At 61.3% G+C, this 14,247-nt stretch carries 15 protein-coding genes; 12 read left to right on the top strand and 3 right to left on the bottom strand.

What is annotated here, in order from left to right; translation table 11 throughout:
- Window positions 1–13: 13 nt before the first annotated feature.
- A complete protein-coding gene (gene rpsI / locus EKM85_RS02255; RefSeq protein ID WP_125584645.1) occupies window positions 14–406 on the top strand; it encodes a 30S ribosomal protein S9 in 393 nt (130 codons plus the stop codon).
- 158 nt (window positions 407–564) lie between these two features.
- Window positions 565–1,608, top strand: coding sequence for a glycosyltransferase family 2 protein (locus tag EKM85_RS02260; RefSeq protein WP_125584646.1), 1,044 nt, complete (start codon window positions 565–567; stop codon window positions 1,606–1,608).
- Window positions 1,609–1,750: 142 nt separating this feature from the next.
- Here EKM85_RS02260 and EKM85_RS02265 read toward each other — a convergent pair whose 3' ends face one another.
- A complete protein-coding gene (locus EKM85_RS02265) occupies window positions 1,751–2,485 on the bottom strand; it encodes a matrixin family metalloprotease (protein ID WP_125584647.1) in 735 nt (244 codons plus the stop codon).
- A gap of 412 nt (window positions 2,486–2,897) precedes the next feature.
- On the opposite strand from EKM85_RS02265, the gene spxB reads away from it, so the two are divergent.
- A complete protein-coding gene (gene spxB, locus EKM85_RS02270; RefSeq protein ID WP_125584648.1) occupies window positions 2,898–4,688 on the top strand; it encodes a pyruvate oxidase in 1,791 nt (596 codons plus the stop codon).
- A 45-nt stretch (window positions 4,689–4,733) separates the two neighbouring features.
- Here spxB and EKM85_RS02275 read toward each other — a convergent pair whose 3' ends face one another.
- Window positions 4,734–5,582, bottom strand: coding sequence for a helix-turn-helix transcriptional regulator (locus tag EKM85_RS02275; RefSeq protein ID WP_125584649.1), 849 nt, complete (start codon window positions 5,580–5,582; stop codon window positions 4,734–4,736).
- Window positions 5,583–5,646: 64 nt separating this feature from the next.
- Here EKM85_RS02275 and EKM85_RS02280 point away from each other — a divergent pair, with 64 nt between their 5' ends.
- Both EKM85_RS02280 and EKM85_RS02285 read left to right on the top strand, forming a co-directional pair.
- Window positions 5,647–6,333 carry a PAS domain-containing protein gene (locus tag EKM85_RS02280; RefSeq protein ID WP_125584650.1) on the top strand — a complete coding sequence of 229 codons (687 nt, stop codon included), beginning with the start codon at window positions 5,647–5,649 and terminating at the stop codon, window positions 6,331–6,333.
- Between the two features lies 1 nt (window position 6,334).
- Window positions 6,335–7,249 carry an FAD:protein FMN transferase gene (locus tag EKM85_RS02285; RefSeq protein WP_125584651.1) on the top strand — a complete coding sequence of 305 codons (915 nt, stop codon included), beginning with the start codon at window positions 6,335–6,337 and terminating at the stop codon, window positions 7,247–7,249.
- Between the two features lie 155 nt (window positions 7,250–7,404).
- Here the strand turns inward: EKM85_RS02285 and EKM85_RS02290 are convergent, their stop codons facing one another.
- Window positions 7,405–7,854, bottom strand: coding sequence for a GNAT family N-acetyltransferase (locus EKM85_RS02290; protein WP_125584652.1), 450 nt, complete (start codon window positions 7,852–7,854; stop codon window positions 7,405–7,407).
- A gap of 207 nt (window positions 7,855–8,061) precedes the next feature.
- On the opposite strand from EKM85_RS02290, the gene EKM85_RS02295 reads away from it, so the two are divergent.
- The 7 genes from EKM85_RS02295 to EKM85_RS02325 all read left to right on the top strand — a co-directional run bounded on the left by EKM85_RS02295 (window position 8,062) and on the right by EKM85_RS02325 (window position 14,232).
- Window positions 8,062–8,817, top strand: a complete 756-nt coding sequence (locus EKM85_RS02295) for a hypothetical protein (protein ID WP_125584653.1) — start codon at window positions 8,062–8,064, stop codon at window positions 8,815–8,817.
- Window positions 8,818–8,894: 77 nt separating this feature from the next.
- Complete coding sequence (locus EKM85_RS02300; protein ID WP_125584654.1) at window positions 8,895–9,794, top strand: ABC transporter ATP-binding protein; 900 nt, start codon at window positions 8,895–8,897, stop codon at window positions 9,792–9,794.
- Window positions 9,787–11,022, top strand: coding sequence for an ABC transporter permease (locus EKM85_RS02305; protein ID WP_125584655.1), 1,236 nt, complete (start codon window positions 9,787–9,789; stop codon window positions 11,020–11,022). Before EKM85_RS02300 ends, EKM85_RS02305 begins: the two co-directional genes overlap by 8 nt.
- Before the next feature lie 160 nt (window positions 11,023–11,182).
- Window positions 11,183–11,368, top strand: coding sequence for a hypothetical protein (locus EKM85_RS02310; RefSeq protein ID WP_125584656.1), 186 nt, complete (start codon window positions 11,183–11,185; stop codon window positions 11,366–11,368).
- A gap of 35 nt (window positions 11,369–11,403) precedes the next feature.
- Window positions 11,404–11,946, top strand: coding sequence for an acetyltransferase (locus EKM85_RS02315; protein WP_125584657.1), 543 nt, complete (start codon window positions 11,404–11,406; stop codon window positions 11,944–11,946).
- A gap of 238 nt (window positions 11,947–12,184) precedes the next feature.
- Window positions 12,185–12,994 carry a glutamate 5-kinase gene (gene proB, locus EKM85_RS02320; protein WP_125584658.1) on the top strand — a complete coding sequence of 270 codons (810 nt, stop codon included), beginning with the start codon at window positions 12,185–12,187 and terminating at the stop codon, window positions 12,992–12,994.
- Window positions 12,991–14,232 (top strand): glutamate-5-semialdehyde dehydrogenase, encoded by a 1,242-nt coding sequence (locus EKM85_RS02325; protein WP_125584659.1) that lies wholly within the window; start codon window positions 12,991–12,993, stop codon window positions 14,230–14,232. Before proB ends, EKM85_RS02325 begins: the two co-directional genes overlap by 4 nt.
- Window positions 14,233–14,247 lie beyond the last annotated feature (15 nt).

The raw sequence follows: 14,247 nt of genomic DNA on the forward strand, positions 1-14,247 counted from the left end.
GGAGGACACAACTGTGGCAGAAGTAGCATATAGCGGCACAGGTCGCCGCAAGAATTCCGTTGCCCGGGTCCGCTTGGTTCCTGGCACCGGTAAGATCACAATGAACGGCAAAGACGTTCACGATTACCTTCCGTACGAAAACCTGATCCTCGACTTGACCCAGCCTTTCGGTATCACCGAAACGACCGGTTCATACGATGTTCTGGTTAACGTCAACGGCGGCGGGTTCACCGGCCAAGCCGGCGCCACTCGTCATGGCATCGCACGGGCACTGCTGAGTGTTGACCCGGATTTCCGCGGGCCCCTCAAGCGTGCCGGCATGCTCACCCGTGACCCACGGATGAAGGAACGTAAGAAGTACGGTTTGAAGAAAGCCCGCAAGGCGAGCCAGTTCTCAAAGCGTTAATCTTTCGTTCATTACAAACGAAATACAACGAAGCGGTGCTCACGAGAGTGCCGCTTTTTTGGTGGCTAGCGTTGCTGCCGAGGCTTGCGGCGGAAGGGGAATTTGACAGCCTGCGAGATCTGGATGGGATATGGTAAAATACACGCGGAGGTAGCACGATGACGCAACCGTTGATCTCGGTGATCATGCCCGTTTATAACGCAGAAAAATATTTGGCGGCAGCCTTGGACAGCCTGCTGGCGCAGGATTACCGCAATTTCGAGGCCCTGTTGATTGACGACGGCTCAGTCGACACCAGCCCGGTGATTTTGGCCGCGTATGCGCGCCGGGATCCGCGCATCAAAGTGACCCGGGTCCCCAATGGGGGGCAGGCCGCCGCGCGCGCGGTGGGGTTGACGCAGGCACACGGCCGCTACATCACCTTTATGGACAGCGATGACCTGGTCCTGCCCACCTGGCTGGCCACCTTGGCTGCGGCCATTGGCGGCGCTGACATGGCGGTGGTCAACTACTACACCTACCTGAGTGCCACGAAGTCGCGGTTCACCAAACCGTTTGCCGCGAAAAGTTTCAGTGCGACCGGGGATGAGCGGTACCGCCTGTGGCTGGAGGACAAGGACCTGCGCGGCTACTTGTGGAACAAGCTGTTTCGCGCCGGGCTGTTCACCCCCGCGCTGCCGGTGGCCGCCTTTAACCTGATGGAGGATGCTTACCTGATCGGGCAGCTAATGCCGCGGATCACACGCATCAATTTCGTTGACGAGCCGGTGTACTGCTACCGGCTTAATCCCGGCAGTGCGGTGTACGACAAGTTCCAGCGGGCGGACTTGTTGGCCATTCATCAGCTGGGTGCGCTGTACCTGCAGGTCGCTGAAGCAAAGCCAGGGCTGGCGCCGGTGGCGGTGCGCAAGTACGCGGCGCTCAGCCTGTTTGTCCTGAGCAAAATGAACCCTGCCGAGCTGATTCAAAATTGGGGTTACGTGCAGCAACTGGGCAGCGTGCTTGGCGACTACTCACGGGTGTTTGCCCGCGAGGTGGACGCCAAGGCGGCCGCCAGTCTGACGCGGCCGAAGCCGGTCAAGCTGAGTGGCAGTCTGCACGGCCACCTGGCGGCCTGGTCTGAATTGATCGGCCTGCCAAGCATGCGGGACAAAGCCGGCGACCTGGACGAGTATGCCCAGGGCGATTCGGATCGTAGTTAAGGGTTCGGCCATCAACTGGCTGACCCTTTTTTGATTGCGTACTTGACCCCAACGCGCCACAAAAACGCCCCTGCGTCGCGATTCATGGCCTGAATCGTGATGCAAAGGCGCCTGCGGGCTGATCGCCGCTCGGGTGAGCCGCTCAGTTGTTCGGGTAGATGGTTCTCAGTGTGGTCAGGTCTGCGGGGGCCAGGCCAGTGCGGCCCTCGTCCATAGGGTACATGACCGAGGTGCGCCTGCCGCTGTGGCCCAGCCCCAGCGCGTGGCCAATCTCATGCAGGGCGACTGAGACCTTCACGGCGCCCTGATAGGCAGCGTTGAACTCCGCCTTGGCGTGGTTGACGCCGGTGCGTGAAAGCTTGCTGTAGATCACGGCAGGCCCGCCTTCGCCAAGCTCGACGGTCGGTTGATCGTCGGGGATCGGTTTGGTGTAGGTCCCAAACGTGATGTGGTTGCCGAAGGTCGATGAGGCGCCGGGCGTGAGGGTGACAACGCCGGCGCGGTTGTAAATCGTCGCGGCCTGCGTAAAGGCGGTGCGCACGCGGGCCGGGGTGCCGGGTTCAAAGCTGTAGGTGTAGCGGCTGCTCAGTTTGATGCCCTTGACCGCTGCCTCGATGGGCGTTGCGCCGGTTTGGGCCGGCGCGCTTGGCGGGGTGGCAGTGGCGGCTTGGCTGGCCGGGGTGCGGTTAGCCAGCCCGAGACGCTTGGTTGCGGCGTCCGCCAGGCGGGCGCCAGTTGCGGTTGCCCAGGTGACACCCGCCTGCACGGCGTCCTGAGCGGCGCGGCGCGTGGCGCTAGGCAGGGGACTGGCCTGGCTGTAAATGGCGAACCCGGCGATCATGACGGTGAGCGCGGTGAGTATCCCTTTGTGGCGCATCCGCCAGCTTCCTTTTAACGAGATGCCTTCTATCTTAGCAGAAAAGGGGCCTGCTTGGGGGAGGCAGAAGAAATCCTTAAGAATGGAGCGCAATCAGGCACTGGTCCGAGTCGGGACAAGTGCTTTTTGGTGTAGAGGAAGTTTAAAATCGGGGTGGATCGGGTTGCAGGCGCGCGGCGGCGGGCGGCCGCACGCATGGCTTGGCTGACAATGGTACAGGAACGCGCCGACCAATAATACAGCAACGCCAGACGCGACTAAGAATCTGGATAGATATGGGTGTGTTACAACCGACAAAAGGGGCTATAATAAGAATGTACAGCGCTTACATCTAGATTGGGAACGACGTTGGATATTTTTATTAAATACAGATCGTTAAATTAGGTAATACAGACAACGTGGAGGGATAGCAATGGTTGCAACGATTAGTGGTTCAGATGCAGTTCTCAAGGTCATTGAGTCATGGGGCGTCGATCACATCTACGGTTATCCGGGTGGCTCGTTTGATTCAACAATGAACGCCCTGCACAACCAACAAGATAAGATCAAGTTCATTCAGGTGCGCCACGAGGAGGCCGGGGCGCTGGCCGCCTCGGCGGATGCGAAGTACACCGGTAAGATCGGCGTGTGCTTTGGGTCTGCCGGCCCTGGTGCCATTCACCTGCTCAACGGCTTGTACGATGCCAAGATCGATCGGGTGCCGGTGCTTGCCCTGGTCGCCCAGGTGCCGTCTACCAACATGAACATTGATTATTTCCAGGCGATGAACGAAGAGCCGGCCTTCACGGACGTTGCGGTGTTTAACCGCACTGTGATGACGGCCAAGAGCCTGCCTAAGGTGGTCGACGAAGCCATTCAGGCTGCCTATGAGCAGCGCGGCGTGGCCGTTGTCACCATTCCCAAGGACTTTGGGTGGGCGCAGATCCCGGATACCTATGTGACTAACGCCAATACCCAGATCAAGCCCTATACCGTGGCCCCGGATCCCGCTAAGATCGCCGAAGCGGTGAAGATGATCCAAGCCGCCAAGGGCCCAGTCATTTACTTCGGCCTGGGCGCAAAAAATGCGCGCAAGCAGCTGATGAAGGTCTCCGAAGAATTCAAAATGCCGCTGATTTCCTCCGTCCTGGCCAAGGGCATCCTCGATGAGGATTATCCCGCGTACATGGGCTCAGTGGGCCGGGTCGCCCCCAAGCCTGGGGTGGAAGCTGCGATGGCGACGGACCTCATTCTCTGGGTCGGCAATGATGTGCCTTTTGCCAGCGTGCTGTTCTCGCCGAAGACCAAGGTCATTCAGATCGATATCGAAAGCAGTAAGCTGGGCAAGCGGCACCACGATGACCTCGCCATTTTGGCCGATGCCAAGTTGGCGTTAAAGGCGCTCGCCAAGGCGGGTAAAGAACGCAAACCGACGCCGCTATATGAGGCCTGCCTGGCCAACAAGAAGAACTGGACCGCCTGGCAGGATTCCTTCAAGGATTCAGCCGAGACGCCAGTGCGGCCAGAGCCGATCTACGACGCACTGAATCATGCGGCCTCTCCTAAAGCCGTATTTGCCGTCGATGTGGGGAACACCAACATCTACTTTGAACGGCTGGTTGATATTAAGCACACCCAGAAGTGGAGCACGTCCGGCAAGTACGCGACGATGGGGTGGGGCCTGCCAGCGGCGATCTCCGCCAAGCTCTCGTTCCCGGACCGCGATGTTTACAGTCTTTCCGGCGATGGGGCGTTTGCGATGATGTGCGAAGAGCTCCTGACGCAGTACAAGTACAAGCTGCACATCGTCAACATCGTCTTTTCGAACCAGACGCTGGGCTTCATTGAGGCCGAGCAGCGCGATGACAGCCACCAGCCGCTTTCTGGGGTGGACCTGCCGGATACCGACTGGGCCAAAGTCGCAGAAGGCATGGGGGCCAAGGGCTTTACCGTCCGGAGCAAGGCAGAATTTGAAGCGGCCCTAGAGGCTGCCCAGGACACGGACCTGCCGGTGGTCATCGACGTTAAAATGACGGGCAAGATGCCATTCACGACGCAGCACATGTTCCTTGATCCCGCCTATCAGGATCAGAAGCTGATCGATGGTTTTGTTAAGCAGTATGATGCCCAAGCGCTGCGGCCGCTGCGCGCGTTCTTGAAGGAAGCCAAAGCAAAGCAGACGCCAGACGTGAAGCCGGGCAAGGCCAGCAAAGCGCAAAAATAGGCCTGGACGGCGGCCAGCAAAAAGGCCTCGCGCGCGGCGAGGCCGTCATTGAGGTTTGACTGAGCGGCGGTAAGCGGTTGGCGATTGGCCGAAAGCGCGTTTGAAGTGCCGATCAAAGTTGGCCGGGTTCTTGTAGCCGACCGCCAAGGCGATGTCGGCCACGTTTTGGGTCGTTAACTCCAGGAGCTTGCGGGCTTGGTGCATGCGGATGAACCGCAGCTGCTCGGTGAATGAGCGGTGGTAGAGCTGGCGAGTCAACCGCGAGAAGTAGTTTGGCTCGTAGCCAAAATGTGTTGCCGCCGAAGCAAGCGTGACCTTGGCGAGATTGGTGGTCATGTAGTTCAGGATCACCGCCGCCTGGTGCGTGCGCGGCGCATACCGCACGGCCTCCTCCGGGAAAGCCGACTCGATGATCATCATCGCGTTAAACTTAGCCCGGGACAGCTCGGTCAAAAGCAGGTGCGCAAGCGTGCTTTTCTCGTAGTTGAGGACCGCGTCCGTGGGCGCTGTTTCTTCAAGGCGCTTTAGCTGGTCGCAGTAGCCATCGCACAGGCGGTGGTCGATGCGCCGAAAGACGATGTGGGCGTCCTCTGCGGTTGCCAGCATCGAGGCGATCTGCTCGTTGGGGCCAAAGTCGGAATCCTTGGCCATGGCGATCTGAAACACGCGGACGTCAAGCGGGGTGCCGGCAAGCGGGAGCAAGTCGGCCCCTTGGCTGGCGCGCAGCAGGACGATATCGCCTGCGCGCAGGTCGAGTGAGCGCGCGGGCAGGCGCATTTCGCAGGCACTGCGGCACTGAACGATGGCAAAGGGGATGCGCGAGGTCGCACTCACCGGGGTCGATTCGACTAGCTTCAGATGCTGGGGCTTATCGCCCGTAAAAGTTTGTAACATAGTGTCCCTCCGCCTTTCAGAATAAGCGAGCGCGGAGGTGGACGCAACTAAAGGAGAGGAAATCATGGCTAAACCAGAATTTGACGGTGCATACATTAACATGGCGACGGGGCGCCTGTCGCTGCTTGAGGTGCAGCAGATCTTCAGCACTATTCCGTTTGAGGTCGACTTGATCGACCACGCGGATCACTTCAGTTGGTACTCGAACAAGCCCAACCGGGAGCACGTGCGCCGCCCGGATGAACTTGGGGAAAACGTGCAGGACTGCCACCCGGCCAAGGTCTGGCCCATCGTGAAGGGCATCATCGACAGCTTTAAGGACGGCTCGCGCGATTCTGTCGCCCGGCCGCTGACCATGCACGGGCACCGCGTCTACATTCAGTACTATGCGCTGCGCGATGAGGACGGAAACTACCTAGGAACAATCGAGTTCACCGGGAGCGTTGAACCCATCCTGCAGGCCTACGAAAAGGGCGGCTGGTCCGATGCGGCGACCGGTGCCTCCAAGGCGGATGGCCAGACCGGTCAGCCCGACGCGTCCACTGGCGCGTCGGCAACCGAAGCCCCCGCCGCTGCCCCTGATGCCTCAACTGGGGCGTCGGAAGAAACCGCAGCGCCGGCGGTTGATGCGACGACGGGCGCGTCTGAGGAAGAAGCCGCCCCAGCGAAGCCCGATGCCTCGACCGGCGCTTCCGAAAGTCAGCCGGCGGGCACGGATCCGCAGGCCGGCCCGTTCACCTACGACCTTTAAGATGAAGAAGCTAGTCAGAACGTTCCACGCGCTGGGGACCCGCATTCGGCTCACGGTGTTCGGCGAGCTGGACGATGCCCCGTTGCAGGCCGCGGCGACCCTGATCCAGCGCGAAGAAGACCGCTTGACGGTCAACCGGCCGGTATCCGAAGTGATGGCGGTCAACCACGCCGCGGGCAGCGCGGCCGTGCCGGTGTCAACGGCGACTTATCAGCTGATCGCGGCGGCGGTCGCGGCCAGCCGTGAGCATTATGGGTTTAACGCGCTGATCGGCCCGCTGGTCAAGCTGTGGCGGATCGGGTTTCCTGGGGCCAACGTCCCGGCGGAAGCGGCCATTCAAGCCCGCCTTGCGCTGTGTGATCCTGCGGCCGTGGCGCTGACCCCAGCGGCCCACAGCGTGGCGTTGATGCGCCCAGGGATGGAGCTGGACCTTGGCGGCATCGCCAAGGGGTTCATCGCCGATCAGATCAAGACCCTGTGGCAGGCATACGGCGTCACTGCCGGCATCATCGACCTCGGCGGCAACTTGCTGCTGGTCGGGGAGTCGCCGCGGCGCGCTGATGGGCAGTGGCTGATCGGGGTCCAGGATCCGGCCAAGCGGCGCGATGAGGACCTCGGCACGACGGCGGTGCCGGCGTGTGCGGCGGTCACCTCGGGGATCTATGAACGGTTTTTGATCAAAAACGGACAGCAGTACCACCACTTGCTCGACCCGCGGACCGGCTATCCCTTGCAAACTAAGCTGGCCGGGGTGACCGTCTTCACGCAGACGTCGCTGCAGGGCGAGCTTGAAGCCAAGCGTCTGTTCTTCCATGGCGGCGTGCCGGCCGGCTGGCTGGATGACCCGGCGCACCTCGGCGCGGTGTTTGCATACCAGGATGGGCACCATGAGACCAGCGGGGTCACGTTTTTGTGAATAGATTGGACTATAAAGAGGCTGAGACACAAAGCGGTTTTAGCCCAAAACGCAAGCGTCCCAGCATCACGATTCGTACTTCGAATCGCGGTGCTGGGGCGTTTGCGTGTCTGGGCGTTGCTTTGTGGAACGCGACTAGGGGTAATTTGTCTTGCTCACCTTTTTGGCGTCTTGACCATGTCGACGTGGGGGATGCCGTCTTCAAGGTACACCGCAGAAACCGGGCTGAAGCCAAACTGGGCGTAGAAAGCGCGCAGGTAGTTTTGCGCCTGGATCTTGATCTGTTGGTGCGGTGCGATCGTTGCCAGCTGCGCCAGCACCGCTTGGATCAGCTGCCGGCCGTAGCCGTGGCCGCGGTACTCCGCGGGCACCAGCACGCGGCCAAAACTTACCGAAACGCCGTCGTCGTGGGGCACGATCCGGGCGTAGGCAGCGAGCTTGCCGCCTTGCCGCAGGATGACGTGTTGCGCCGCCCCGTCTTTGGCGTCGATCTCTTGGTAGGGGCAGTGCTGCTCAACCACAAACACGCGCACCCTGGCCGCCATGATCTCGATCAGTTCTGCAGGGGCGAGGGCGGCGGTTCGTTTGATTTCCTCTGTGAGCATCGTGCATCCTCCGCTTCGTGAGCTTCATTGCCCTGCATGGTAGCATAACTCACTGCCCGCTTCAACTCGGCGCGGCGCCAGCCAAGCCCTGCTCGGCCGCCCCGACGCGGCGTGGAAACGATCACGAAAAGGGTAAAATAGTTAATGACATCGTTTTCATTTTCGCGTATTCTAGGATTAGAGAGGGGTGGGAAGATGAGGATGAGAATGCTGATTTTACCGTTGGCGCTCCTTGTGCTGGCGGCCTGTGGGCAGGGACAACGGCAGTCTTCAGCCGCCCAAACGAGCACGACCAAGTTCGCCACGGCGGCCACGACCAAGGAAGCCGCGGTGAAACCACTCGGCGCTGATGATGACGCGCAGATCAGCCGCCGGTTGGACGTTTTGAAAGACTACACGGAAGACCAGGTTCCGGGGGCGAAGTTTCCCGAGTTTAGTCCCTTCAGTGCCAGTGCCGGGCTCAACACGGCGATCACCGGCGATCCCGGCGACTACACCCTTTATCTGAGTACCAGTGCGCAGGAGCTAACGCCGCATGAAGCACCACTGGCACTGCACAAGGCGACCCCGACAAGTACGGCAGCGGCCAATGAGGCCTATGCGAAGATGGGCTATCAATCCCTTGCTGGAAGCCAGCCGCAGACGCTGGCAGGGGCGATCAAGGCCGTCGTCCGAAGGGATAAGCGGGCCACGGCAGTGATGTGGCTTCATGGCAAGTACTCGGTCACGGTGCGCTCGACCGCCCATGATCTCGCCGCGGCTAAGGCCCTAGCCACCCAGGTCGAGGCACTGCTGGCCCAAAATCCCTTGCCCAAGACGGAAACGCACGGGGCGGTCGTACTGACCGTCGAATCCCAGCAGGGGCGGACCAATCTCGTCAGCTGGCGCGAAGCCAGCGCGTATTACAAGATCAGTGGGCACAAGGCGATGACCGTGCTAAAGCTGGCCATTGCCATCAGTTAAGGGGCCAATCAATGCGCGGCTTGGGCTGCGCATTTGTTGTCCGCAGCGATTTTAAATTGATTGTCAGGAGGGCGTAGATGCTCGAATTAGCAGGCATTACGAAAAGCTTCGGCGGCCAGATCGCCGTGGCGGATGAATCGTTCACGGTCGCACCCGGGGAGATCATGGGGCTGATCGGTCAAAATGGGGCGGGCAAAACCACCACGTTCCGCATGGTGCTGGGGTTTATCCGCCCGGACCAAGGTGAAGTGCGGTGGGCCGGTAAGCCGATCGCCCAGATCGACCGCGACATTATTGGCTATCTGCCGGAAGAGCGCGGCCTGTACCCGAAGATGACGGTAGCGGATCAGGTTCAATTCTTTGGCCAGTTGCACGGCATGAGCAAGGCGCAAGTCGCCGCCGCCCTGCCGGAGTGGATGGCCCGCTTTGAGGTCAAAGGCAAGCCGACCGACAAGGTCAAGGATCTGTCCAAGGGCAATCAGCAAAAGGTGCAGCTGATTTGCACGCTGATTTTTCAGCCGCGGTTGTTGATCTTGGACGAGCCGTTTTCCGGCCTGGATCCGGTCAATGCCAGTTTGCTCGAGGACGGGATCCACGCGCTGCAGCAAAGCGGGGCGGCCATTATTTTCTCTAGTCATGACATGAGCAACGTGGAGGCGTTGTCCGATCACCTGGTGATGTTGAAAAATGGGCACACCGTGCTGTCCGGCACAGTTGCCGCTATTCGCGAGGCGTACGGGCGCACGCGCATTACCCTCGAGCAGCCCGGTTTGGACGAAGCCGCGCTGCGCGCCCTGCCAGGCGTGGTCGCCGTCGTGCGGCGCGGCGAGCACTACACGCTTCGGCTCAGTGATCCGGCGGCCGGCCGGGCGATTTTTCAGGCCGTCAGCCAAGGGGGCTACATCCCGGAATTTTCGCAGCAGGCGCCGGATCTGGACGAAATTTTTCGGCTGAAAGTGGGTGAAGCTGATGCGTAAGCTGAATTTGATCGCGGGCCAAGTCCTGAAAAAGAACCTGCGCGGCTACTCTTGGTGGCTGATGGTCCTGATGCCGCTGCTTGCTGGAGTGGTCATCGGGGGGATCGTCTGGTACATGACGTCGACCCAGGCGCCGGCCCGGGTCGTGGTGGTGGCGCCGCAGCCGGTGGCGGCGGCGCTGCAAAAGCAAAGCAGCAGCGAGCAAAAGTACGTGCCGATCAGCAGTGAGGCCAAGGGGCAAAAGCAGCTGGCCGCGGCCACAGCAGATGGAATGCTGGTCCTGAAAACCACGGCGCAGGCGAAATTGTACCGGCGCGATGACGGCCAAAGTATTTCCACCGCCGCGCTTACCCAATCGCTTGCGGGGCTTAACACCATGGCGGTCGCGCAGTCATTGGGGTTATCCGCGAAGCAGCTTGGCCAGCTGCTGGCGACGCCGCGGGTGACGACCAAGGCGGTGGCCTTCACGGACAGCGGCAAAATGACCGCAACGGCCGGCAAGAGCGACGCGCTCAAGCAGGGGCTGTCCACCGTGGTGGGCTTCTTGATGTACCTGTTCTTGATGAGCTACGGCAGCATCATTGCCGCCGAGATCGCCACGGAAAAAGGCTCGCGGATCGAAGAATCGATCCTGGTGGCGATCCGCCCACGGACCCAATTTTACGGTAAGATCATGGGAGTTGCCGCGCTGCTGGGCATCCAGGTCGCGCTTTACGCAGTCATGGCCGCGGCAGCGTGGCTGCTGCGCGGGGCGCTGCCGGTGGTTAAAGACCTCCTGGCCAGTGTTGATTTCTCTCAGATCGGGTGGGGGTTCGTGGCGCTTTCGGTGCTCTTTTTCATCGTCGGGATCCTGAGCTACACGATCTTAGCCGCCATGTGCGGCTCGCTGGTTGCCAATCAGGAACAGGCGGGCCAGGCCCTGCAGCCGGTGCTGCTGCTTGCCATGATCGGCTATTTCGCCTCGCTGATGACCGCGAACGCGAATGGTCCGGTGATCGGCATCATCAGCTACCTGCCCTTCCTCAGCCCGATGGTCATGCCCGCCCGCTTTGGGATCGGGCAGGCGAGCCTACCACTGGCACTGGTCAGCCTCGCCATCAGCATCGTGTTCCTGGGCGGCTTCACCGCCCTGGCGGAGCGGATCTACGCCGCTAACGTGCTGACATACAGCGAGGGTGGGATCTTCAAGGCGCTGCGGAAGAGTCTGAGCCTAGTGCGCGCCAAGTAACTGCTTGACTAAGACCTGTTACGTTGCCTTTACACTGGCAACGTTGCAGGCTTTTTCTTTTACGCAATCGATGCCTAAAGCTCATCGCTTTGATACGTTCACGCGGGATACTCAAGGTGCGCTAAGTGACAAGACACGAACTTGAAAGCGGGTGAGCGCGATGATGGTAGTCGTAAGCATGTTGCCAGCGGCGGGGGTGTGGTTAGTGAGCCTCTGGGCCATGTCAGGCCGCGCCGAGCGGCTGATCGCAAGCCACGAGGTCAAGCCCAGGATGGCTGGGGAGCCGCCGCTCAATCCCATCGCCGAGGCCGAGAAGATTGCCCCAACTGGGCCGGAAAAATGTTAGGATAAGTTCAATTCGATTGTGAAGGGGACTTATGCATGGCAAAAATCCGGGTGAGGCCGGCGACGGCGACCGATCTAGCGAAAATCATGGGGATCATTGGGGCGGCCAAGGCAAGGCTCAAGCGCCAAGGCATTCCGCAGTGGCAAGCGGCGTACCCGGCCCGCGGTGATATCAGCGCCGATCTCGCCGCGGGCACTGGGCGCGTCCTGCTGGTTGGCGATCAGGTGGCAGCTTACGCCAGCTTGGAAGATGCGCCGGAGCCCGTGTACGACCAGCTGAGCGGCGGCCACTGGCAAGACTCAGGCCCCTACAGCACGATCCACCGGGTGGCGATGGGCGCGACCTTTCAAGGCCAGCACCTCAGCCTACCGTTCATGCGCGGTTTGATTGCCGAGGCGGCGAGGGCGCACCCTGCCGTGCGGGTCGACACCCAGACGGAGAATCTCGTCATGCAGCATATTTTGACCCAGCTGGGATTTGGGCGGCGCGGCCTGGTGCGCTGGACGTTCGAGGTGCCAGTAGTTGAATGCTGGGCGTACGAGCTAAACCTCCCGGCGGGCGGTGAAGCCAGGCAATGAGGCGATTGACTTTCGGTGAGCCCCCGGCTATAATGACGCCATACCTGCGATGCAAGTAGCGGCGCACAGGAAGTTGGCCCTTGACTGAAAGGCTGACCAAGCCCGCGAAGCCGACTCGCAGCCGGTGATTTTTAAATCTAAACTAGTCAAAGTGTGAAGCGCTGCTTCGAACGAGGATGGTACCGCCCAGAGATGGGTGCCTCGGCGAAGTGGCGCTTTTTGGTTCAGGAGGGGAAACATGCGCAACGCGCTAACGAATTGCCGCCGGGTGGTGGTCAAAATTGGCACCAGTAGTCTTATTCACGAGAGCGGGCGGGTCAACCTGCAGGCCATCGACCGGCTGGCCTACGCATTAGCCGCAATGAGTAACGCGGGCAGCGAGGTCGTGTTGGTGACCTCAGGGGCGATCGGGGTGGGTCTGGCTGCCCAGCACCTGACGAGCCGGCCGGCCGCGATCGCCGAGCAGCAGGCGCTGGCAGCGATCGGCCAAAGTAGTCTGATGCGGCTTTACGGGGAACGGTTTACCGATTACGGGGCGAGCATCGCCCAGCTGCTGCTCACGCATGACGTCTTTGATTACCCTGCGTCGCGGCGGCACGTGCTCGACACGATCGATGCGCTGCTGGCCCGCCGCGTGATCCCAATTATCAATGAGAACGACTCGGTGGCCACCGATGAGCTGGACCACAAGACGACCTTTGGCGACAACGACCAGCTTTCTGCATTGGTCGCCACCTCGATCGAAGCAGACCTGCTCATCGTGCTTTCCGATATTGAGGGGCTGTTTGATCGCAACCCCAAGCAGCACCCAAACGCCGCGCTGATCCCCACGGTCGCGGCCCCTGCAGAACTCGCGCAGGCGCGGGCGACCGGTGCGGGGTCTCGCTTCGGCACTGGCGGAATGGTGACCAAGCTTAAAGCCGCGAGCGCGATGATGGCCGCGGGCAAGCAGATGGTGCTGTGTTCTGGTGCGGACCCGCGGATCGTTTTGAAGGTGGTGGCCGGCGCTGATGTCGGCACGTGGTTTGGCAAGGAGGAAGCGCAATGACAGACTTGATCGCAATGGGGCAAGCGGCGCAGGCAGCGGCGCGCACGCTGGCGCAGTTGACCACGAAGCAGAAAAACGCTGCCCTGCAGCAGATGGCTTCGGCCTTGGAGGCGGCCACGCCAGCCCTTTTGGCCGCCAACGCCGAAGACATGGCGAACGCGGCGCAGCTGCCGACTAAGTTCACGGATCGCCTGCGTCTTTCAGCGGCGCGCATTGCTGACATGGCAGCTGGGCTGCGGGCGGTGGCGGCACTGCCTGATCCGACCGCGACCGCCGATCGGGGATGGCGCAATGAGGCGGGGCTGTTCATCGTCCAGCAGCGCGTGCCCTTAGGCGTCGTCGGCATGATCTACGAGGCGCGGCCCAATGTCACCGTGGACGCCGCCGGGTTAACACTGAAAAGTGGCAACGCCGTGATCCTGCGCGGGGGCAAGGAGGCCCGAGCTTCCAACGTGGCCCTGGCGGCCGTGCTGCGGGAAGCGCTGGCTGCGGCTGGCTTGCCACAGGATGCCGTGCAGCTGATCGCTGATCCCAGCCGAGCGCTGGCTAACCAGATGATGCGCCTGACCGACTACATCGACGTGTTGATCCCCCGCGGCGGGGCCGGCCTGATCCAAACGGTGGTGAGAACCGCGACGGTGCCGGTCATCGAAACCGGCGCGGGCAACTGCCATGTCTACGTGGACCAGGCGGCGGACCTGCAGATGGCCATTGACATTGTCGTCAATGCCAAGGTCCAGCGGCCAAGCGTTTGCAATGCAGCGGAGAAGCTTTTGATCCATCAAGCGGTGGCGGCTGCGTACCTGCCGGCGCTGGCCGCGGCCCTGACCGCACACGGTGTGGCCCTGCGCGGCGATGAGGCGGCCCGGGCGATCGTGCCGAGCATGGCGGCCGCCACCTCCGCAGATTGGGATACCGAGTACAACGACCTGGTCATGGCCGTCAAGCTCGTGGCGTCGGAAGCGGCTGCCATCGCCCACATCAACGCCCACAACACCAAGCATTCTGAGACCATCGTGACAGGTGACTACGCCGCCGGGGAGCAGTTCTTAACCGCAGTCGACGCCGCGTGCGTCTATGTCAATGCGTCCACGCGGTTCACCGATGGGCAGGCGTTTGGCTTTGGTGCTGAGATCGGGATCAGTACCCAGAAGCTGCACGCGCGCGGGCCCATGGGCCTTTCCGCCCTGACGACGATCAAGTACCAGATCCGCGGCAACGGGCAGGTCCGCCAATGATTCAAAAAGGCGTCA

The sequence above is a fragment of the Lacticaseibacillus jixianensis genome, from assembly GCF_003946485.1.
Classification (GTDB): domain Bacteria; phylum Bacillota; class Bacilli; order Lactobacillales; family Lactobacillaceae; genus Lacticaseibacillus; species Lacticaseibacillus jixianensis.